The sequence below is a fragment of the Actinotalea soli genome, assembly GCF_017565425.1.
Lineage (GTDB): Bacteria > Actinomycetota > Actinomycetes > Actinomycetales > Cellulomonadaceae > Actinotalea > Actinotalea soli.
Genome location: NZ_JAGEMK010000002.1, coordinates 480,877 through 501,664 on the forward strand (window position 1 = coordinate 480,877; position 20,788 = coordinate 501,664).

20 protein-coding genes are annotated in these 20,788 nt (G+C 73.0%); 9 read left to right on the forward strand and 11 right to left on the reverse strand.

Features of this window, described 5'->3' with window-relative positions; translation table 11 throughout:
* Nucleotides 1-70: 70 nt before the first annotated feature.
* Both J4G33_RS06540 and J4G33_RS06545 read right to left on the reverse strand, forming a co-directional pair.
* Nucleotides 71-865 carry a phosphotransferase enzyme family protein gene (locus J4G33_RS06540; protein WP_307793776.1) on the reverse strand — a complete coding sequence of 265 codons (795 nt, stop codon included), beginning with the start codon at nt 863-865 and terminating at the stop codon, nt 71-73.
* A 66-nt stretch (nt 866-931) separates the two neighbouring features.
* On the reverse strand, nt 932-1,663 hold the full coding sequence (locus tag J4G33_RS06545; RefSeq protein WP_208055114.1) for a hypothetical protein: 732 nt from the start codon (nt 1,661-1,663) through the stop codon (nt 932-934).
* 299 nt (nt 1,664-1,962) lie between these two features.
* Between J4G33_RS06545 and J4G33_RS06550 the strand changes: the two genes are divergently transcribed.
* Complete coding sequence (locus J4G33_RS06550; protein WP_307793777.1) at nt 1,963-2,877, forward strand: DNA-3-methyladenine glycosylase family protein; 915 nt, start codon at nt 1,963-1,965, stop codon at nt 2,875-2,877.
* An 88-nt stretch (nt 2,878-2,965) separates the two neighbouring features.
* Here J4G33_RS06550 and J4G33_RS06555 read toward each other — a convergent pair whose 3' ends face one another.
* Nucleotides 2,966-3,187 (reverse strand): hypothetical protein, encoded by a 222-nt coding sequence (locus J4G33_RS06555; RefSeq protein WP_208055115.1) that lies wholly within the window; start codon nt 3,185-3,187, stop codon nt 2,966-2,968.
* A gap of 126 nt (nt 3,188-3,313) precedes the next feature.
* Between J4G33_RS06555 and J4G33_RS06560 the strand changes: the two genes are divergently transcribed.
* From J4G33_RS06560 to J4G33_RS06580, 5 genes are all read left to right on the forward strand, one after another.
* Complete coding sequence (locus J4G33_RS06560) at nt 3,314-3,769, forward strand: MarR family winged helix-turn-helix transcriptional regulator (protein WP_208055116.1); 456 nt, start codon at nt 3,314-3,316, stop codon at nt 3,767-3,769.
* Nucleotides 3,770-3,898: 129 nt separating this feature from the next.
* Nucleotides 3,899-4,141, forward strand: coding sequence for a helix-turn-helix domain-containing protein (locus J4G33_RS06565; RefSeq protein ID WP_208055117.1), 243 nt, complete (start codon nt 3,899-3,901; stop codon nt 4,139-4,141).
* The gene (locus tag J4G33_RS06570) at nt 4,128-4,742 is read left to right on the forward strand and encodes a Clp protease N-terminal domain-containing protein (RefSeq protein ID WP_208055118.1); all 615 of its coding nucleotides are present in this window, start codon (nt 4,128-4,130) and stop codon (nt 4,740-4,742) included. The genes J4G33_RS06565 and J4G33_RS06570 overlap by 14 nt, the downstream gene beginning before the upstream one ends.
* A 60-nt stretch (nt 4,743-4,802) precedes the next feature.
* A complete protein-coding gene (locus J4G33_RS06575) occupies nt 4,803-5,438 on the forward strand; it encodes a SigE family RNA polymerase sigma factor (protein WP_243758644.1) in 636 nt (211 codons plus the stop codon).
* Entirely contained in the window at nt 5,435-6,481 is a 1,047-nt protein-coding gene (locus tag J4G33_RS06580) for a hypothetical protein (protein ID WP_208055119.1), read from the forward strand. Before J4G33_RS06575 ends, J4G33_RS06580 begins: the two co-directional genes overlap by 4 nt.
* Before the next feature lie 10 nt (nt 6,482-6,491).
* Here the strand turns inward: J4G33_RS06580 and J4G33_RS06585 are convergent, their stop codons facing one another.
* Nucleotides 6,492-7,751: a glycosyltransferase gene (locus tag J4G33_RS06585; RefSeq protein ID WP_208055120.1), complete on the reverse strand. Its 1,260-nt coding sequence runs from the start codon at nt 7,749-7,751 to the stop codon at nt 6,492-6,494.
* Nucleotides 7,748-10,024 carry a glycoside hydrolase domain-containing protein gene (locus tag J4G33_RS06590; RefSeq protein ID WP_208055121.1) on the reverse strand — a complete coding sequence of 759 codons (2,277 nt, stop codon included), beginning with the start codon at nt 10,022-10,024 and terminating at the stop codon, nt 7,748-7,750. The genes J4G33_RS06585 and J4G33_RS06590 overlap by 4 nt, the downstream gene beginning before the upstream one ends.
* Nucleotides 10,025-10,167: 143 nt before the next feature.
* Here J4G33_RS06590 and J4G33_RS06595 point away from each other — a divergent pair, with 143 nt between their 5' ends.
* On the forward strand, nt 10,168-12,030 hold the full coding sequence (locus tag J4G33_RS06595) for a glycoside hydrolase family 15 protein (protein WP_208055122.1): 1,863 nt from the start codon (nt 10,168-10,170) through the stop codon (nt 12,028-12,030).
* Between the two features lie 12 nt (nt 12,031-12,042).
* On the opposite strand, the gene J4G33_RS06600 is transcribed toward J4G33_RS06595, so the two are convergent.
* Nucleotides 12,043-12,723, reverse strand: a complete 681-nt coding sequence (locus tag J4G33_RS06600; protein ID WP_243758749.1) for a GTP pyrophosphokinase — start codon at nt 12,721-12,723, stop codon at nt 12,043-12,045.
* Nucleotides 12,724-12,969: 246 nt separating this feature from the next.
* Here J4G33_RS06600 and J4G33_RS06605 point away from each other — a divergent pair, with 246 nt between their 5' ends.
* The gene (locus J4G33_RS06605; protein ID WP_208055123.1) at nt 12,970-13,413 is read left to right on the forward strand and encodes a ribosomal maturation YjgA family protein; all 444 of its coding nucleotides are present in this window, start codon (nt 12,970-12,972) and stop codon (nt 13,411-13,413) included.
* Here J4G33_RS06605 and J4G33_RS06610 read toward each other — a convergent pair.
* The 3 genes from J4G33_RS06610 to J4G33_RS06620 form a co-directional block, all read right to left on the reverse strand.
* Nucleotides 13,394-15,394 (reverse strand): DUF4914 family protein, encoded by a 2,001-nt coding sequence (locus tag J4G33_RS06610; RefSeq protein WP_208055124.1) that lies wholly within the window; start codon nt 15,392-15,394, stop codon nt 13,394-13,396. The genes J4G33_RS06605 and J4G33_RS06610 overlap by 20 nt on opposite strands.
* Before the next feature lie 186 nt (nt 15,395-15,580).
* Complete coding sequence (locus J4G33_RS06615) at nt 15,581-16,795, reverse strand: multidrug effflux MFS transporter (RefSeq protein ID WP_208055125.1); 1,215 nt, start codon at nt 16,793-16,795, stop codon at nt 15,581-15,583.
* 83 nt (nt 16,796-16,878) lie between these two features.
* On the reverse strand, nt 16,879-17,322 hold the full coding sequence (locus J4G33_RS06620; RefSeq protein WP_208055126.1) for a nitroreductase family deazaflavin-dependent oxidoreductase: 444 nt from the start codon (nt 17,320-17,322) through the stop codon (nt 16,879-16,881).
* A 184-nt stretch (nt 17,323-17,506) separates the two neighbouring features.
* Here J4G33_RS06620 and J4G33_RS06625 point away from each other — a divergent pair, with 184 nt between their 5' ends.
* Nucleotides 17,507-19,249: an EAL domain-containing protein gene (locus J4G33_RS06625; protein WP_208055127.1), complete on the forward strand. Its 1,743-nt coding sequence runs from the start codon at nt 17,507-17,509 to the stop codon at nt 19,247-19,249.
* A 7-nt stretch (nt 19,250-19,256) separates the two neighbouring features.
* Here the strand turns inward: J4G33_RS06625 and J4G33_RS06630 are convergent, their stop codons facing one another.
* Nucleotides 19,257-19,877, reverse strand: coding sequence for an L-threonylcarbamoyladenylate synthase (locus tag J4G33_RS06630; RefSeq protein ID WP_208055128.1), 621 nt, complete (start codon nt 19,875-19,877; stop codon nt 19,257-19,259).
* A gap of 33 nt (nt 19,878-19,910) precedes the next feature.
* Nucleotides 19,911-20,669 carry an HNH endonuclease family protein gene (locus J4G33_RS06635; protein WP_307793778.1) on the reverse strand — a complete coding sequence of 253 codons (759 nt, stop codon included), beginning with the start codon at nt 20,667-20,669 and terminating at the stop codon, nt 19,911-19,913.
* Nucleotides 20,670-20,788 lie beyond the last annotated feature (119 nt).

A 20,788-nucleotide genomic window follows, 5' to 3' on the forward strand; every position in this document is an offset into this window, starting at 1 on the left:
GATCAGGTCACGGCCTTGTCGGCCGCTTCGCTGCGCGGTGCGGAAGCGGTGGGACGAAGGTCCCCGTCGGTCACTGCGGGCGACGCGCGAGATGCTCCGCGTGCTCGACCACCCACCGGGCGTCCTGCTCGTAGAGGCGGGCGTGGTCCTCGAGGTGCGTTCCGTCCTGCGGCGCCCGTCCGCGGCTGAAGGCGGCGAGCTCCCGCAGCCGATCGGCCACCACCGGGATGACCTCGCCCGGGGTCAGGTCGCCGTCGTACGCGGTGCAGAGCAGGGCCAGCCGGCGGGCACGCTCGGCCAGCGGGCTGGGCAGACCGTCGTGGTTGGCGGGGTCGGTCAACGGGACCAGCCGGTACGCGAGGTAGGCCAGGTCCCAGACCCTCGGCCCGGGGGAGGCGGTGTCCCAGTCGATCAGCCCGACCAGCCGGCCGTCCCGGAACACCATGTTGTACGGCGCCGCGTCGTTGTGGCAGACGACCTCGACGGGCTCGTGGGCCGGCATCTGCCAGGTCGCGCCGCGGAGGTCGAAGCTCGCGGAGGCGCGGTGCACGGCCGCGAGCAGCCGACCGGCGTCGACCAGGGCGTCGTCCTGCCAGACCCACTCGGGCAGGGGGTAGTGGGGCACGAGACCCTCGACGTACGAGAGGACCTCACGGCCCTGCTCGTCGAGGCTGTGCTCGTCGAGGCTGGGCGGGTCGAGGCGCAGGGGCTGGGGCACCTCGGTGAGGCCGTGGCCGCGCAGGTGGGTCAGCAGCCGGTGGACGGTCGGGGTCCACGGGCCGGCGGTGCGGCGCACCGAGTCCCCGACCCGGACGGCGCCCCCCATGCCACCGCCGGCCAGCGGCACCTCGGGTGGGATGGTCACCCAGGAGATGCTGCCAGCACGAGCGGTGGCTGGGAGGTCAGGCGCCGTCGGGCCGGCGGGTGCTGCTCAGTCGACGGCCTGCAGCACGCCGGTGAGGGCGACCACGGCGGCGTCGTCGGTCGGGACCGCGCGGGTCGGCTCGACCTGGTACTCGTCGCCCTCGGCGACCTCGGTGGCGTAGTCGTACGTGAGGCGGACGGTGCCGGTCATCGAGGACTGGTCCGGGGTCGGGGACCACACGTGGGCCGCGAAGGTGCCCGTCAGCTCGCCGTTGTCGGTCGGCTTGAGGAAGGTGACGTTGCCGTAGGGGGTGTGCTCCGCGATGTCGGTCGCGAAGAGCTCCTCCTCGGGGTTGAGCTCGATGACCTCCTCGCGCGTGGTGGTGCTGCGACCGGCGGCGCCCTCGAGGGTGACGGTGTCGTTCGGGTTGGTCGAGTCGGTGAACACGCAGGTGAAGCTGAACGCGTTGTCCGTCGTCGACCCGTAGGAGCTCACCGAGTCGGTGGTCAGGGTGTGGTTCGCGGTGAGGGCCGGGGCGATGCTCGGCAGCAGGCCCTCGCAGGAGGTGATGACCGCGATGCGGCTCGAGGCGTCGAGGAGGTCCACCGCGGGGGCGCGGGGCTCGTCGGGGGCCGACGGGTCGACGGAGGTCTCGGAGGCCGACACCTCGTTGCCGGCAGGGTTCTCCTCCGAGGCGTCGTCACCCCCCGAGCACCCGACGAGGATAGCTGCGACGAGGCCGGCGCCCACCACCGCCCGGGTACGGGTCGTGACGTGGGACGAGCTGGGCCGAGGCATGGACGTGGACATTCTTCTCCCGCTGTGGTGGGTCTGAGGTGGCGACCTTGGGCGAGGCAGAGCATCGCCCTCAGGGGGCCGCGGGGTGCGGGACGAAGGTCGTCAGCCGCCTCCGAGGGGGGCGCTAGGGCCCAGGCCTGGTGGTGTGAAGCTCAGCCGTGGCAGCGCTGCCGATCTGGGCTCGATCATGGCACGTCCGACGTGGGACCCGCGCCCCTTTCGCGGCTTTCGTGGCAGATCTCACTCAAGGGTGTCACCCGGTTGCGAGGCAGGTTTCACCCGCGTGTGACGATGGTGGGGTGCAGCCCGAGCAGGCCGTCCTGACCCTCACCCGCCCGCTGGACCTGCACCGCACCCTTCTGCCCCTGCGCCACGGCGGACTGGACCCCGCGCACCGCTCCACCCCGGACGGCGCCGTCTGGCGCGCCACCCTGCTGGCCACGGGCCCGACGACGATGCGCCTGGCCCAGCGGGACCCGCTCACCATCGAGGTCCAGGCCTGGGGCGAGGGGGCCGCCGAGGCTGTGACCCTGGCCCCCGGGCTGCTCGGCGAGCACGACGACGTCGCGGGGTTCGACCCACCTGCGGGGCCGGTGCGCGAGGCGTACCGACGCACGGCCCGCGTGCGGCTCACGCGGAGCGGCCGGGTCCTCGAGTCCCTGGTGCCGTGCATCCTCGAGCAGCGGGTCATCACCCGCACCGCGACCGACGCCTGGCGCTGGTTGCTGCTCGCCCACGGGTCACCGGCGCCTGGCCCTGCGCCCGAGGGGATGCGGGTGCCGCCCTCGCCCGAGGGCTGGGCCGCAGTGCCCTCGTGGGACTTCCACCGTGCCGGCGTCGACCCGCGCCGAGCCCGGACCGTGGTGGCGGCGGCCCGGTGGTCACGGCGCCTCGAGGAGGCCGCCGGGCTCGAGCCCACCGACGCGCTGGCCAGGCTGATGCTGGTGCCCGGCGTCGGGCCCTGGACTGCGGCTGAGACCGCGCAACGGGCCTTCGGTGACCCCGACGCCGTGACCGTCGGCGACTACCACCTGCCTCACCAGATCGGCTACGCCCTGCGTGGCCGACGCACCGACGACGCCGGCATGCTCGAGCTCCTCGAGCCCTACCGCGGCCACCGGCACCGCGCCGTGAGGCACCTGCTGCTCAGCGGGGCGGGGCGTGAGCCCAGGCGGGGACCGCGGCTGGCGATCGAGGACCACCGGCGCAGGTAGCCAGCCGCAGGGGTGAACGGTCGGCTACGGGGCGAGGAGGCCGAGGGGGACGACGGCGATGCCGTCGGGTCGCTGCGCAGTCGTCGAATCAGTCAGATCGCACCGGCGGTTGCTGCAGGGGGGATGCGTCGGTCGCGGCGTCGTCGATGACGAGGTAGGACCTGCCGCCGGGCCCGGGGGCGCGGCGGAACTCGCGCTCGAGCTGGGCGCCCCGGGCGCGCTGCTCCTCGGTGGGTTCCGTGGCGCGGCGCGCGTCTGCGACATCTGCCGGGCCGGTGAAGGGCAGCAAGAAGCGCTCCGTGAACCTCATGCCGACCGAACGGCCGGTCCTCCCCGCTCCGCCCGTCTTCCGGGGTGTGCGCATCCCTGACCTCCGCCACGCTAGTAGTTAGTGGCCTAACTATATGCGCCCTGACCATCCCCGTAGGCTGGACACATGTCGACCCAGGGTTCCGAGAGCTCTGACCTCGGCCTCTTGGCCCTCGACCGGCAGGTCTGCTTCGCGCTCGCCGTCGCGGCGCGAGAGGTCATCGCGCTCTACAAGCCGCTGCTCGAGCCCCTCGGGATCACCCACCCCCAGTACCTGGTGATGCTCGCCCTGTGGGAGCGGGCGCCGATGCGAGTCGGTGAGCTCGCCGACCGGCTCAGCCTCGAGCCGGCCACGCTCTCCCCGCTCCTCAAGCGCCTCGAGGCGCACGGACTGGTCACACGTGAGCGGGACCCCCGCGACGACCGGGCCCTCGCGGTGACCCTGACGCCCGCCGGGAGAGCGGCGCGCGCGAAGGCGGTCGAGATCCCCGAGCAGGTGATGGCCGCGCTCGGGATGGGCCTCTCGGAGGTCGAGCAGCTGCGCGACGGGCTGCTCGGTGTGATCGCCGCCGCTCGTCGCTGATCCTGGCGACCGGGCCGGGTGCGGGGCGAGGGGCCCTCGTTGCTGGGCGCGGTGCGGCCTGAGCCTGCGCATGCGTCGCGTTGTCAGATTGGGTTGACAACGCGCCTATGTCAGACCAGGCTGACACTCATGGACCTGAGACAGGTGGAAGCAGCGGCGTCGACCGACAACCCTCAGGAGGGGTTGCGGATGGTCCTGGCACTGCACCGGCTGGCGGACAGGTTGGAGGACCTGCACGTCGCACGGGCCCGGGAGCAGGGGATGTCCTGGGCGGACATCGCCGTCGAGCTCCAGGTCACGCGCCAGACGGTGCACAAGAAGCACAGCCGACCACGCGGACCGCGCAGATGGGGGAACCATGCTGATCTATGACGACTCGTTCGTCGCTGTCATGACCGCGACCAGCGACGAGGCCACGGCCCTGGGTGCGCGCGCCTACGGCTCCGAGCACGTGCTCCTGGGCTTGCTCGCCGCCGGCGACGGGCTGACCCAGCAGGTCGCGCGGACCTTCCCCGACCTGACGGCGACGGCCGTCCGTGAGGCCGTGCACGGCGGGCTCGACGACGCGCCGCACCTGGCTCGGCTCGGGATCGACGTCCACGCCCCGGAGGGTGCGTCGCGCGCCGAGGGGCCGGCCGGTGGCAGGAGGCCGCGCACCAAGCACGCGCCCGAGCTGCAGGCAGCCCTCAACCGCGCGACGGCGACGTGGGGTCACCTGCGCAAGACCGGCGCCCTGCCCAAGGAGAGCACGCTGAGCAGCGCCGTCCTGTGGCTCGCGGTGCTCGAGCCCTCCGCTCGCGCGCCGCGGCTGCTCGAGGCGATGGGGATCGACCCGGACGGGGTGCGGGTGGCCGTGCTGTCCGCCCTGGTGGCACCGGGTGAGCCGGTGCCCACGTGGCCCGACGAGGTGCCGGTGGGGCCGGTCACCCGGCTCGTCCACCGGGTCTTCGGGCGCACCAACGTGGCTGGCTGAGGTCGCGACGTCGTCGATGGCGCCGAGCAACCTTGCGCCGCGCTCGCCCGTCTTCCATGCATGAGAACCGCAGCAGGGGAGGGCGCCGTGGTCCAGGGCGACGGACCGTCGACGGCGACGGCGACGGCGTCGTTCGTGCCGGTCGTGGTGATGGACCGACCGGTCGGTCGCGATGCCGAGTTCACCACCTTCATGGCCGAAGCCCAGCCCCTGCTCGCGCGCATGGCGTGGTTGCTCTGCGGCGACGTCCACCGTGCCGAGGAGCTGGTCCAGCAGGCGCTGGTCCGCACCTACGTGGCGTGGCCCCGAGCCCGCGGCGGCGACCCGCTCGCCTACGCCCGCCGGACCCTCAGCAACTTGCGCATCGACACCTGGCGCAAGCACCGCCCGGAGACGCTGCTGCCACCCGAGGAGATGCCCGGTGGGCTGGCGCCGTCGTCGGCGCAGCAGCACGCGGAGCGTGACGCGTTGGTGCGGGCCCTCCTCCGGCTCAGTCCGCAACGGCGCCGCGTCGTCGTGCTGCGGTACCTCATGGATCTCTCCGAGCGAGAGGTCGCCGATGACCTGAACATCTCCCTCGGCACCGTCAAGTCGACCGCGCATCGCGGTCTCGAGCAGCTGCGTGGCCTGCTGGCCGACGTCGCTCCCCACCCCGACCACGCCACCCCCAGCCGCACGCGGAAGGACGACCGATGAATGAGCACGAGCAGTTCGGGCGGCACCTGAGGTCGCTCGCCGACCCCGTCCCGGCCATCGCGGTGGACCCGGATGCGATCCTCCGTTCGGGCCGGCGGCGGCGCGTGCTCCGCGCCGGTGGTACGACGGTCGTCACGGTGCTCGCCGTCGGCGGTCTCGCGGTCGGGGTGGTGGCCCTGCCCGGTGGGTCCACGCCGGAGGGTGACCAGACCGTCGTCCCGGCCGGGACCACGGTGCCGACCGACCCGGCTCCGGCCGCCTCCCCCGAGATCCCCCCGGTCGTCGTCGACCACGCGACAGGCACGGTGACCCTGCCGCTCGACGAGCTGACCCGGTCAGCGCGGGACGAGGCCGTCATCCAGGCCGCTGCCGAGCTGGTCACCGCGACCTGTATGGCCGAGGCCGGATTCGGGGAGTACTGGGAGTTCGCCGGGGTGGTCATGCCGACCGGCCCCGAGGACCACGGGATCGACAGCCCTTACGGGGTCTGGCTCGCCGACGAGGTCCGCGAGCACGGCTACGAGGGCACCAGGTCCGCGCTGGACTCCCCGCGACGTGGGCTCCCGCTGGACGCCCCCGCGCGGGAGGCGCTCGAGGGCTGCCACCGCGCACCGCTCGAGGCGGGTCTGTTCTCCGACCAGAGCGTCGCGGACGAGTGGGACGCCGTCGCCCCCCGCGGCGTGACCCCGACCGGGTACACCGAGGAGGCCCGTGCGATCGTCGAGGAGTGGGCGGCATGCCTGCGGGAGAACGACGTCGACCCCCCGGCTCAGGACGGGGACCGCATCCCCGTCGGCGTCCCGGAGGGGGCCCTCGGTGCGCCCTTCGAGGAGCAGGTGCGCATCGGCCTGATCGACGTCGCCTGCAAGGATCGTGTGGACCTGGTGCGGCGCCTCGCCGAGATCGACGCCGCCGAGGAGACCGCCTACCTCGAGCGCGGCGGGCGTGAGTACCTCGAGGAACGCGGAGCCGTGGAGCAGGCGCAGCTGCAGGTGGCTGAGGATGTCCTCGCCGACGCGGGCGTCATCCTTCCGGAGGGGTGAGCGGCACCCGTCAGAGCCGCTCCAGGATCCGGTCCAGGATCGCCACGCGGTCGAACTGGAGGGCGTGCTCGCGCGCCGCGGCCTCGGCCTCGGCCCGCTGCTCGGCGCCCAGGGCGAGGACCTCGTCGAGGGCCTTCGCGATGGCGGCCGGGTCCTCGACCGGGACGATGACGGCGCAGTCCCCGACGGCCTCGCCGATGCCGCCGGTGTCGGTGGTGATGACGGGGCCCCCGCCCGCGAGCATCTTCTCGACGAGGGCGATGCCGAAGGTCTCGGTGAACTCGGGCAGGGGCTTGCTGGGCAGCACGTAGGCCGCGGCGTGGGCCATGAGGTGGGGCTTCTCGGCGTCGTCCACGTCGTCGAGGAAGGTGATGCGGTGCGCGACGGTCGAGGTCGAGGCGATCGCCCGCAGCCGCTTGGCCTCGGGGCCGTTCCCCGCGACGACCAGGCGCACGTCGTGGTGGGCCTGGCTGTGCTCGAAGCCCGCGATGAGGTCGTCGACCCCCTTGGCGGCGCTCAGCCGCGACAGGAACAGCAGGTAGCCGTCGTGCTCGAGCCCGCGCCTCTCGAGCACCTCGCGGCCGTCCCGGGGGTCCAGGTCCAGGTAGGCGCTCGTGTCGATCGCCGGGTAGGAGATCGCCACGCGCTCACGGCACTGGGCGGCGAAGGTGGTGCCGTGCCGGGCGTCGATCGCCTCGGCCTCGGCGACGATGATCTCGCGGGTGTACTCCGAGACCGCGAGGCACACGTCGTGCTCCAGGTAGCTGGTCAGCACGTGGGCCGCGGCCCCCCAACGCCCCTCCTCGACGCAGGCCCGGACCACGTTGGTCACGTCCGAGCCCACGGCCTCGGCCACGGTGGTGACGTCCACCGGCAGGCCCGTGGCCCTCGCGATGCGCACCGCGTCCGCCACGGCCATCGCGTGAGGGCTCAGGTACAGCGACATCGCGACGGTCGGCACCCCGTCGGTGAACAGCTCGACCAGTCGCCCGGTCAGCCCCGCGAGGTAGCGGCCGTCGGGCACCTTGTAGTCGCCCACCGGCTCGGGACGTTCCACGTGGATCCCGGCGCTGTAGGGGAGCACCCGGTCCAAGGGCTTGAGGGGCAGCCCGGTCTCGACCAGCCGGTCGATCGGCCAGGTGACGATGCGCACCTCGTCGAAGCCACGGTCCAGGGCTGCCTCGGCGAGGTTGCGGGCCTCGCCCGAGTGCCCGCAGATCACCGGGTCGGCGCGCACCACGATGACCAGGCGCCGGGTGGGTCGGGTCATCGTGGGCCTCCGGTGCGCTGAGTGGTGAGGGGGTCGCTGGGTGGGGTGGGCTCCCGCGAGGACCGGGACGGCCCCGGGGAGGACGGGGGCCGGGTGGTCGTGCCCCACCCGGTCGGCGTGGGACCGAGCTCGAGGTGCAGGCGGCCTCCGCGGTGCAGCTCGTTCCCGGTGAGCCAGGTGCGGTCCAGCGGGACGCCGTCCAGGGAGGCGGCGCGCACGTACTGGGCCGGGCCGTCGGACTCGGGCTCGACGAACCCCGAGGTCTCGATCGTCAGGCTCGCGTCGCTCCCCGCCCCGCCGACGTCGATCCGCGCCTCGCGCCACGACGGCGCATTGATCAGGGCGAGGTTCTGCCCCGCGACCGGGAAGAGGCCCAGCGAGGCCCACACGTACCAGGAGCTCAGGCCCCCCGAGTCGTCGTTGCCGGGCAGACCACCACGGCCCGTGCCGAACCGCTGGTGCACGGCCGCGTGCACGACGTCGGCCGTGCGGTCCGGGCGACCCGCGTACTGGTAGGCCCACGGGGCCTCCATGTCGGGCTCGTTGTTGAGGCCCTCGAAGCGGCTCAGGGCGTAGCCGGCGGCCATCTCCGCGACCGAGGGCCGCACCCCGGGCTGGGTCACCGGCGGCGCCCCGACGCCGAAGAACCGGTCGAGCAGGTCGATGAAGGCGCCCTCGCCCCCCGCTAGGCCGATCCGTGCGGCCATGTCGTGCACCAGGCGGAAGGAGTAGTTCCACGGCCCGCCCTCGTAGAAGGTCGAGTCCTGGAGCAGCCCCGTGGCCGGGTCCAGGGCGTTGGCCCACTGCGCGGCGAGCGGCGTGAACTGGCTGGCCAGGGCGCGGTCACCCACGTGCTCGGCGACCTTGGCGGTGCACCAGTACCCGAACGCCAGGTCCAGGGTGTGGCTGATGGGGTGCACCTTCCCGCGCAGCAGGAAGTCCTCGCCGTAGGTGCGCCGCAGGTCGTTGTGCATGTGCACCAGGGCCCAGTCCCAGTCCATGCCGGGCAGCCCGAGCTCGCACAGGTCGGCCAGGAAGGTGTGGGCCAGGGCGCTGGCCTGTCGGGAGAACTGGTCGGCCCCCCGGGCCATGCGGTACCCGATCGGGAGGTTGCCCTCCTCCTCGGAGATGTAGAGCAGGGCCTGCGCGAGCTCGACCGCGCGCTCGGGCATCAGCAGGGTCAGCAGCGGCAGCTGCGTGCGGTAGATGTCCCACATGGTCGCGATGTCGAAGGCGAAGGCGCCGTCGGCGGGCCAGAAGGGGCTCTCCCCCGGGGCCAGGCAGGGCTTGATGAGGGAGTGGTAGAGCGCCGTCGAGAAGACCGTGCTGCGCTCGGCCGACGGCGAGTCCACGGTCACCGTGCCCAGGTGCTCGCTCCAGGTCTGCGCGGTGGCCTCACGGCGCGCGTCGAACCCACCAGCCAGGCTCCGGGCCGGGCCGCAGTCCGCCTCGAGGTTGGCGCGGGCCTGCTCGACGCCCCGGAGCGAGAACCCGAGCCTCACCTCGACCACCTGGCCGGGCTCGCTGGGCCCCGCCCACATGAGGCCGAAGGGACGCAGCGTCGTCGGGCGGATGTGGTCGAAGTCCAGGCGGGTGCCGCCCGGCATGAGGCGGCGGTCGTACCAGAGCATCTGCCGCCAGGGGGCGTCGCACTCGACGTGCACCGCGAGCGGCGCCCCCTCGACCACCACCTCGCCCTGGGCGACGCCGGGCTTGAGGGTGTGCAGGTGGGCCCGCAGCGGCACGGTCTGGCCGAAGGGGATCGCCAGCCCACCCAGGGACAGGTCGATCACCACGCGGGCGTCGCGGTGCGCAGGGAAGGTGTAGCGGTGGATCGCGCTCTTGGGGCCGACCGTCACCTCGCAGCGCACCCCCGAGCCGAGGGTCGCCGCGTACCAACCGGGCTCGGCCTCCTCGTCGGTGAGGTCCCACAGCTGGCCCAGGTCGTCCAGGGGCTGCAGCATCGGCGTGACGCGCAGGTAGTTGTAGTACTTGCGGATCGCCCCGGTGCCCGACTGCTGGAAGTGCGTGAACCCGGACGCCACCTGCCGGTCGTGCAGGGCCGTGGGCAGGCCCTCGGTGCTCAGGTCGTAGCGCCCGTAACCGGTGGGGTAGGCCCCCGAGTAGGCGCAGGCCGAGACCATGCCCAAGGGGTACGTGGCCCCCGGGTGGGTGTTGCCGACCTGGGGCTTGGGCGCCCACCACGTCGCCGCCAGCCCCGTCGGTGGGGGCAGGTCGGTGATCTCGGTCCCGATGAACGGGTCGACGTCCATGTCCGGACGGTACGAGCCGCAGGTGTCCGGGGCGTTGCGCGCCGGTGTCGTTCGAGTTGTGCGGGTGCGGTGCGGGCCGGGCCGACCGAGGATGAGGGCTCCGCCCGACGCTCCCGCCCCGTCGGCCCCCACCGGAAGGCCCCATGAACGACCAGCCCCTGGACAACCTCGACGGCGACCGTGACCACGCGACGGCCGGCTCGGGTCATGACGGTGAGGACCACCTGCGGGCCCCCGCGCCCCGCGTGGACGGTTACGCCCCGCTGCGCAGCTACGCGGCGATCGGGGACGGCCGGACCGTCGCCCTGATCGCGGAGGACGGTCGGATCGACTGGTACCCGACCCCCGACCTGCACTCGCCCCCCGCCTTCGCGGCGGTGCTCGACGAGGAGGACGGCGGCCAGGTCGACCTGGCGCCGGTCGACGAGTACCGCATGAGGCGGGCTTACGTCGTCGGCACCAACGTGCTGGTGACGACCTTCGTGACCGCGACGGGCACGGTCCGGGTGACCGACTCGCTCAACACCGGTGTGGCCGGGCGGCTGCCCTGGAGCGAGCTCGGTCGTCGGGTCGAGGGGGTCGAGGGGGAGGTGTCGATGGCCTGGCGGGTGGCCCCCGGCACGATGTTCGGCGAGCGGTCCCCGTGGGTCGAGCACAGCCCGCACGGGCCCGTGCTGCGTGCGGGCTGCGTCACCGTCGCCGTGCCGACCCTGGGCGAGATGACCACCGTGGCCCAGGAGCAGGACATCAGCGGCGTCTTCACCACCTCCCCCGGGTCCCGGCACCTGGTGGGCCTCGCCGCGACCCACGACGAGCCCGTCCACGTCCCGGTCCCCGAGGACGTCGACGCCGGGATCGACCGCACGATCGCGAACTGGCGGGTGTGGAGCCGGGAGTTCCACTACGACGGCCCCTGGGGCAAGGCGGTGCAGCGCTCGGCCCTCGCCCTCAAGCTGCTCATCCAGTCCGCGACCGGGTCGGTCGCCGCGGCCGCCACGACCTCCCTGCCCGAGAGCTGGGCCGGGGGCAAGAACTGGGACTACCGGTACTCCTGGCACCGGGACACCGCGCACACCGTCGACGCCCTCTTCGGCTTCGGGCTGCGCGAGGAGACCCACGCCGCGATCAGCTGGACCCTGCGGACCCTGCGCAACCCCGACATGCAGGTGTTCTACGAGCTCGACGGGTCCGAGCCCCGACCGCCCCGCGAGCTGGACCTGCCGGGATGGCGGGGCGTCGGACCGGTGGTGGACGGCAACCCCGCGGCCCGACAGCTGCAGCTGGGCGTCTACGGGGACGTCATGGGCGTGGTCCGGACCTACGTCGACCACGGGCACCTGCTCGACGCCGAGACCGCCCGCACCCTCGCCGCCCTGGCCGACGCGGCCTGCGACGCCTGGCGGAGGCCCGACTCGGGCATGTGGGAGCTGCCCGAGCTGCGGCACTACACGACCTCGAAGCTTGGCTGCTGGCAGGCCCTGCGCTGCGCGGCGCACCTGGCCGAGGAGGGGCACCTGCCCGCGAGCCCTGACAGGTGGGCGGCCGAGGCCGAGCGCATCCGGGCCTGGGTCGAGCGGGAGTGCTGGTCCCCCGAGCTGCAGGCCTACGTGATGTACCCGGGCTCGGACTCCCTCGACACCTCGATCCTGCTGCACGCGCACAGCGGGTTCGACCGGACCGAGCGGATGAGCACCACCATCGACGCCCTGCGCCGCGAGCTCGGCCACGGCCCGCACCTGTACCGCTACACCGGGATGCGCGAGGAGGAGGGGGCCTTCGTGGCCTGCGGGTTCTGGGGGGTCGCGGCCCTCGCCCAGGTGGGCCGCACCGAGGAGGCGCGCCAGTGGATGGACGAGCTGCTCGAGACGGCGAACGACGTCGGCATCTGGACCGAGATGATCGACCCGGGCACGGGGGAGTTCCTCGGCAACCTGCCCCAGGCGCTCAGCCACCTGGCGCTCATCGAGGCGGCGACGGCGCTGGGGTCGGGGCTCGAAGGACGGTGACCTGCGGACGGGTCAGCCGGTGGGCCCGTGCGGGTCTCGCAGCGCTCGGATCGACCGCAACCGTTGCAGGACGTCGTCGTCCGGGACCAAGGGGTAGTCGGCCCGCTGGCTGAGGTCGACCTCGCCGTGCACCCGACGGTGCAGTCCCTCCATGGCGTCGTCGAGCCGGTTCGCCTGCTCGGCGGCCTCGCGGAGGTCAGCCAGGACGTCGTCGGGCACCTCCTTGTCGTACTTGTAGTAGATCTTGTGCTCGAGGCTCGCCCAGAAGTCCATCGCGATGGTGCGGATCTGCACCTCCACGGTCACCGGCACCACCGACCGGGACAGGAAGACCGGGATCTCCAGCAGCACGTGCAGCGAGCGGTAGCCGTTGGGCTTGGGTTCGGCGACGTAGTCCTTGACGTCGAGGACCGTGATGTCCGACTGCGCGGCGAGCATGTCCCGCACCCGGTAGACGTCCGAGGTGAAGCTGCAGGTCACGCGGATGCCGGCGATGTCGGTGATGTTCTCGCGGATCGCCGCGAAGGACGGGTCGCAGCCCTTGCGGGCGACCTTGGCGATGAGCGAGTCCGGGGACTTCAACCGCGCGCTGACGTGCTCGATCGGGTTGTAGTCGTGCAGGTGCCGGAACTCCTCGCGCAGGATGCTGATCTTGGTCGAGACCTCGTCGATCCCGAACTGGTACTGCAGCATGAAGCGCGTGAACTCGACCCGCAGGGCCGTGAGGTCGTCGAGGGTCCCGGCGTCCAGGCCTCGGTCCAGCCCGGCGAGGCGCACGGCTGCCCCGGGGGGCAGGGGCATGGTGTGCTGACGCGCCGAGTCGTCCTTCATGCTGAGGCCTCCGGTCCGCGGGGCGTGCTGCCCTCGAGGCCCCATCATCCCCGACGGTCCTGGGCGAGGCCTGGGAGGTCTGGCCCAGGAGAGGCCTAGGCTCGCCGCGTGCCGAGCCAGACCTCCGCGGACCACGTCCTCGCCCCTCCCGAGCCCTTGCCCCGCGTGGCCGTCGGGGGTGCTGCCGTCGCCGTCGTCGGGGCGGGGCTGGTGGTCTCGCGGGGCGACGGCCTCGCTGCCGACCTCGGTGGTGGGGTCCTCTACGCCGTCCTGGTCACCCTGCTGGTCGCGCTCGTGTCACCGCGGCGTCGGCCCGTGGTGATCGGGGCCGTGGCGCTCGCGGTCTGCGTGCTGGTCGAGCTCGCCCAGCTCACCCCGGTGCCCGCGGCCCTGGTCGAGGTCTGGGAGCCGGTGCGGTACGTGCTCGGCACCACCTTCCACGCGCCGGACCTGGCCGCGTACGCCGTCGGGGCGGCGTTGACGACGGCGGCCCTGGCCCTGGCCCGGCGTGATCGAGCACGCCGGGCCGGCCTCACCCGACCATCGGGGTGAGGGCCTCGTAGTCCTCGATGCTGCCGTCGCGCAGGCAGACCTCGATGATGGCCCGGCCCAGGGGGTCGAGGTCCTCGGTGAGGTACTGCGCGAGCTCGGCCTTGAAGAAGTCCGTGAGGATCCGGGCGCCGACGTCGTAGGCCTCGGGGCCCACCTGGGACTGCTGGTCGGTGCGCAGGAAGGTGGGCCGGATGAGCTGCCCGTCGATCTTGAGCTCGTTGAGGGTGTAGCCGAACAGGGGGCAGCGCGAGGCGGTGAGGTGCTCGCGGCGGATGGTGCCCCCGCCCCGGCGCGCCAGGTACTCGCGGGTCAGCCACTGCGCGGCGAAGCCCACCTTGTAGGCCCCCACGTGCTGGTTGGGGGTCAGCACGTACCGGGTGCGCGGGTTGTCGACCAGCTGGCGGAGCATGAGGTTGGCCCCGGCCACCTTGGTCCCGGTCGAGAAGGGCCAGAAGGACCCGACCCCCTCGGAGACCATGCCGCCGTGGGTGAGGGCCGCGACCGCCGTCGCGCTCTCGCCGATCGACGGGTTCTTGTCCCCGCGCGGGGCGATCAACCGCCACAGCCACGCCAGCGCCGGCGGCACCAGGTGCATCATCCCCATGATCCCGTAGGTCGGGTTGTCCCTGGTGCAGGCCGGCATGCGCACCCCGAAGGTCCGCACGTCGACCTCCTCGGGCCCGTCCACCACCCCGCCGACCAGGCGACGGGGAACGACGACGCGGGGGTTGGGGCAGGGCTTCCCGGTCGAGTCGAGGGTGTGCTCCCAGGGCAGGCACGTCGCGTCGGGCATGCCCGCGAGGTTGAAGAAGACCAGCGGCTCGGCGGGGTGGATGAAGACGCGCTCGAGGTGCACGTCCTCGCCGTACTCGGTGAGGTTGTCGACCCGGACGAACCAGCCGTCCTCGGCGTCGGCGACGACGAGCTTGCCGCTGCCGGTCTGGACCGAGGGGTGGCACAGGGTCATGTCGTCGGTCACCGGGGCCAGGGCGCTGGTCTCACCGAGGGTGATGACGTAGGGCTCCTCGGTCACCACGTTGGTGCCGAGCAGGATCCGGCCGTCCTCGCGACGTCGCATCTCCTGGCACATCTCGGACTTGCCCCCGCCCGAGGCGCCCTCGTGCATGACGATCGTCTCGTTCTCGTACGGGGTCGTGACCCGCACCGAGGAGGCGTGCGCCGTGAGCCAGCCCTCCTGCTGCCCGACGTCGAGCAGCACCGAGAACACGCCCTTCTTGGCGCTCGGACCCGGGTACAGGTTGTACGCGAAGACCTCGTGCAGCTCGGGGGTGCGGTCGTGCACCACGACCTGGCGCCCCTCGAAGTGGGTGTGCCGGAAGGGCGGGGCCACGTAGAGGATCGAGCGCGGGGCCCAGGTCGCGGGCTCGTCGCTGGCCGTGGCCTGGGCTGCGGCGGTGGTCTCGGCGGCCAGCTGCTCGAAGGTCACCCACCCCTGCAGGTCCACCAGGGCCAGGGCGAAGAAGGCCGCGTTGACCGGGACGATCGCGACCGACGGGTAGCCGAACCGCAGGCCACCGGCCTTGAACGGGACGAGGACCACCTCCTGCTCGGCCAGCCAGTCGAGGGTCTCGGCCTTGACCGGCGCGAACTGCGCACCGAAGACGTCGCGGTAGCGCGGCTTGTCCGTCGGCAGGTCGTCCGCGATGCGCATGCAGTCCGGGTCCCGGCGGCGCATGTAGTCCTCGGGGTAGTTCACCGCCACGCCGTTCTTGCACCGCACGACGTCGGCCTCGCGCACCGTCCTCCCGTTCGCCTCGTACTCGACCGCGAAGGTCGGCCCGCCGTCGGGCCCGAGCGCCAGCCGGTACAGCTCCTCCCGCGAGGCCGGGACGACGACGCGGGGGCTCGCCTCGAGGGCGGCGCGGACCGCGGGGGGCAGGTCGAGGGCTGCGAGTGCAGCGGTCGTGGTGGCGCTGGTGCCCGTGGGGCTGGTGGTGGGGCCGGTCAGGATCCCGCTCATCGGTGGTGCTCCTCGCTCGACGACGTGACGTGGCGCGCGGAGGCGGGTTCGCCGCCCTGCACGGCTCGTGGTGCGAGGGCCTCGCGGGGGTGCAGGCCCGGCACTGTCTTTGCCGAGAGATTAGGTACCGATGGGGAGTTCGACCCGGGACCTTTGGGACTCGCTCCGCGGGACGGCCCGCGGGGCTCAGCCGGCCGGGGCGACCTCGGCGCGGCGCCACACGCGTGACACCGCGAGCAGGAGCACCGCGGCGATGACGATGACCGCGCACATCACCGCAGCCATCGACAGGGCGGACTGACCGAACAGCCCGGTCACGGGGGCGATGCCCGCGCCGATGCCGAACTGGAACGCCCCGAGCAGAGCCGCAGCGCTCCCTGCGCGGTGGCCGTTGGCCTCGAGGGCGATCGCCGGGACCGAGGGCAGGACGAAGCCGACCGTGCCGAGGGTCGGGACCAGCAGCGCCAGCATCATCCACAGCCCGCCGTCGGCCATGGCCACCACGACCAGCCCCGCCGAGAGCACCACCCCCGACGGGACGGCGACCGCGAGGATCTGCTGCGGGGTGACCTTGCCGAGCATCGCGCCGTTGATCTGGCTGCCCGCGGTGACTGCGATCGCCCCTGCGCCGAAGATCAGGCCGAACTCCTGGGCCGAGAGGCCGAAGCCCTCCTGGAAGACGAAGGTCGAGCTCGACACGTAGGTGAACATCGCCGCCATGTAGAAGCCCGAGAGCAGGGCCAGCCCGAGGAAGGCCCGGTCGCCGAGCAGCCCCTTGTAGGAGACCAGCGCAGCTCGCGTGCCCCCGGTGCGCCGCCGCTCGACGGGCAGCGACTCCTTGAGGACGGTCAGCACGAGGACCAGGAGCAGCACGCCGAAGGCGGCGAGGAAGCCGAACATCGTGCGCCAGGACCCGACCAGGAGCAGCTGCGCCCCGAGGGTCGGCGCGAGGATCGGCGCCACTCCGACGATGAGCATCAGCCGGGCGATGACCTTGCCCATGGCGACGCCCTCGTAGGAGTCCCGCACGATGGCCATCGAGACGACCATGCCGGCCGCCGAGGACAACCCCTGCACGAACCGCAGGATGGTCAGGACCTCGACCGAGGGCGTCGCCATGATCGCCACGGACACCAGGACGTACACGGCCAGCGCCGCGACGAGCGGCGGCTTGCGCCCGTAGGTGTCCGAGAGCGACCCGATGAGGAGCTGGCCCAGGGCCAGGCCGGCGAGGGTCGCGGTGATCGTCAGCTGGACCTGCGCCGACGTGGTCTGCAGCTCGGCGGTGATGTCGGGGAAGGCCGCCAGGTACAGGTCGATGGTCAGCGGCCCGATGGCGACCAGAGCCGAGACGAGCAGCACGAAGCCCGCCGCGATGCGCTGCCGCGGGGCTCCCGTCATCTGGCCCGGCGGGACGCTCGTGGTGGAGGCGCCCGTCGCGGGTGCTTCCGTCGTGCCCACCGGGGCGGGGCTCGCGGGCGGGGTCACGAGGGGTCGAACGGGGTCAGCACGAACACCGGGATGAGCCGGTCGGTGCTCTTCTGGTACTCGGCGTAGTCCGGCCACACGGCGACGGACCGCTCCCACCAGGTCTCGCGCTCGGCCCCGCTGAGCTCGCGTGCCATGTAGTCGCGCGTCACGGCGCCGTCCTGCAGCTCGACGTGCGGGTGGGCGACCAGGTTGTGGAACCAGACGGGGTGCTCGGGGGCGCCGCCCTTGGAGGCCACGACCGCGTACTCGCCCTCGTGCTCGACGCGCATCAGCGGAGTCTTGCGGAGCTTGCCGCTCTTCGCGCCGACCGAGGTGAGCAGGATGATCGGGACCCCGCGCAGCGTGTTGGCCTCGGCGCCGCCGGAGGCCTCGAAGCGCTCGGCCTGCTCGCGGGCCCAGTCGGAGGGGCTAGGGGCGTACTCACCAGTCAGAGGCATGCCTCGGGCAACACGTCCGACGCCGAACCTGTTCCCGCGGCCGGACTGCGGCCGGACCGTGGCCGGACTGCGGCCGGACCGTGGCGGTGCCATGGCGGAGGTCGGGCCGGGCGCCGGGTGATGACGTGAACACGATCACTCGGGTGGCCGGTCAATTTATCCCGGGACGTGCCGATGCATACCTGTGACCACCCCATGCGACGTGCTCGACCTGCCGGCCGACGTCGAGGACCTCGTGGCCTCCCTGCTCCACCCGGGAGGTATCCGGACGGTCTTCCAGCCCGTGGTGCGCGTGGCCGACGGCGTGATCATCGGCTACGAGGCGCTCTCCCGGTCGACCACGATGCCCCACCTGTCGCCCGCTGCCTGGCTCGAGGCGGCCGACGCCGTCGGACGGCGCCTGGAGGTCGAGCTGGCCTGCATGGCTGCGGTGTCCGACGCGGGGGACCCGCCGGACCGTGCGCTGATCTTCCTCAACGCCAGCCCCGACGTCGCGGTGGACCCGCGCTTCGCCGAGCTCTGCGGCGCCCTGCCCCGGCACGTCATCGAGGTCACCGAGCACGTCGCCGTCGAGGACTACGAGCCGCTCCTCGAGGGCCTGCGTGCGCTGCGGGCGGGCGGGTCCCTGGTCGCCGTCGACGACGTCGGTGCCGGCTACGCGTCGATGTCCCACGTGCTGCAGCTGAGCCCCTCCTTCATCAAGCTCGACCGCTCCCTGGTCAGCGGCCTCGACGGGGATCCCCGACGTCGGGCCCTGGTCGAGGCCCTGCAGGCCTTCGCCGCGGCGAGCGGCGCCCTCACCATCGCCGAGGGCGTCGAGACCGAGGCCGAGCTGCGCGCCCTGAGCGCCGCGGGGATCGACCTCGTCCAGGGCTACCTCCTGGCCCGGCCGCAGGAGCCGTGGGTCGAGGTCAGCGCCCAGGCCCGCAACGTCCTCCTCCCCGAGCCGGGTGCGCCCGAGGCCCTCGAGCCCGAGCAGCTCGCGGCGGCCCTCGACGGCGCGCGGACGCCCACCGAGGCGTGCGAGCTGGTCAGCCGGTACCTCTCGCACCAGGGCGGTCTGCTGCCCAGCGTCTACCTCGAGCGCGGCGGCGTGCTGCGCTGCCAGTCGCGGCGTGGTCAGTGGCTCGTCATGGACGGGCTCCGTCCCGGCGCGGGCATCAGCGGCACGGCCTTCGCCGAGGGGTGCGAGATCCTGTCGACCGACGTCGCGAGCGACCCGCGGTACCGCCTGGCCGTCCCCGGGGTGAGCAGCGAGATGGCCGTGCCGCTCACCGTGGCGGGCCGGGTGGTAGGGGTGCTGAACGTCGACGCCCTCGCGCCGATCCTGCCCCGGCACGTCGAGGTGGTGCGCCTGTGCGGCAGGTTGCTCGAGGCACGGCTCGAGGAGCTCGACGCCTCGGGCTCGCCCAGCGCGATCCTGCACGACCTGAGCCGCCTGATGCCGACCCTCGCCGTCGCCGGGTCCGCCGAGGCCCTGGTCGACGCGACCCTCGCGGCGGTGGCCGAGCTGACCGGCTTCGACGCCGGGTGCGTGTGGAGCTTCGACGACGACGGCGCCCTCGACGTGGCCGGGACGATCGGCGACGGGGCTGCCGGGCTCACCGGCCTGCCCGACGCGCAGGTGCTCGCCCTGCGGGACCTCGTGGCCGACCTGGCCTCCTGCTACAGCGGCGGGACCGACCTGAGCCTGGCCGTGCCGCCGACCCACGTGCTGCGCGAGCGCGGGGCGCGGGGCGTGGTGCTCGTGCCGATCAGGGACGGCTGGGACCTCACCGACATGCTGGTGCTGACCAGCGGAGCGCGGTCCTTCGTGGCCCCCGACGTCGTGGACGCGGTCGAGGCCCTGTGCCTGCAGGCGGGAAGCCGGCTCGCGGCGCTGCGCCGGGTGGCCGAGCTCGAGGACCTGCTGGCCGCTCAGCGCTAGGGCGGGTCTACTCGAAGCGGCTCGGGTCGCCGGCGCCGACGCGGACGACCTCGGCGTACCCCTCGGACCAGTCGACGACGGTCGTCGGGTCGGTGCCGCAGTCCCCGGCGTCGACGACTGCGTCGACGAGGTGGTCGAGCTCTTCCTTGATCTGCCAGCCCTCGGTCATGGGCTCGTCGTGGTCGGGCAGCAGCAGGGTGCTCGACAGGAGCGGTTCGCCGAGCTCGCGGACCAGGGCCTGCGTCACGGGGTGCTCGGGGATGCGGACCCCGACGGTGCGCTTCTTCTCGTGCGAGAGGCGCCGGGGTACCTCCTTGGTGGCCGGGAGGATGAAGGTGTACGCCCCCGGGGTCGCGGCCTTGATCGCGCGGAAGGCACTGTTGTCGAGGTGCACGAACTGCCCGAGCTGGGCGAAGTCGGCGCACACGAGCGTGAAGTGGTGCTTGCTGTCGAGGCGACGGATGCGCCGGATCCGCTCGACCGCCGTCGGGCTGTCCATGCTCGCTCCGAAGGCGTAGCAGGAGTCAGTCGGGTAGGCGATGAGTGCGTCGTCCTGCAGCATCGCCACCACCTGGCCGATGCTGCGCGGCTGCGGGTCCTGGGGGTGGACGTCGAAGTACCTGGCCATGGTCCGAGCCTAGGCCTGTGTGCGCGTCGTCGCTCAGGTGACCTCGCAGCGGCCGAGCTCACGGTCGAGGGCCTCGTGCTCGGCCTGGGTGGCCCACAGGCCGTGGGCCGCCTTCACCTCGATGAGGATGACCGCGTAGGCGCAGCGGAACCCCCGGTTGGGGGGCTGCCACGTCGCGGCGTCCGAGGCGCCCTTCTGCTGGTTCAGGTCCCCGTCGACGGCGAGAAGGTTCGCGGGGTCGTTCGCGAACTCCTGACGCTCCTCGGCGGTCCACTGCTGGGCGCCCTTCTGCCACGCGTCGGACAACGGCACGACGTGGTCGATCTGGACCTCGGCGCTGCGTTCGCCCCGCTCGAAGGCGATGGTCTCGCCCGAGTACGGGTCCAGGAGCGTGCCTGTGAGGACGACGCACCCCTGGGTGCCGTCCTTGACGGTGATGTCGGTGAGGTCCCGCGCCAGGATGTCGTTGCGGGTGTCGCAGCCGTTGCGGTCGACGTCGGCCCACGCGGGCCCGAACTGCTCGCGCTCGTACCCCGTCCGTGGTGCGCGGCCCTTGATCTCGATGGTGCCGAGCGCAGCCTCGACAGAGGCGAGGCGCTCGGCGCTCACCGTGACCAGGTACCCCGGAGGACGCGCCCCCAGGACGTCGGGCAGGCCCAGCTCCTCGCCCGTCTGCGTCGCGCTCAGCAGTGCACCCGCGAGCAGGACGACGACCGCCGTCGCGATCGAGGAGAGGCGGGCGTGGACGTGCCTGCGCCGGGGGCTACGACGACGGGAACGGGGGCGGCTCACGCCCGTACGGTGCCACAGCGCGCCGACACCGTCGGACGGGTGTGCGGAGGGGGTGTGGGTGCGAGGGGGCTGTCCACAGGGGCTGGGCCAGGGCCACACGGCGCGGCTCGGCATTGCTA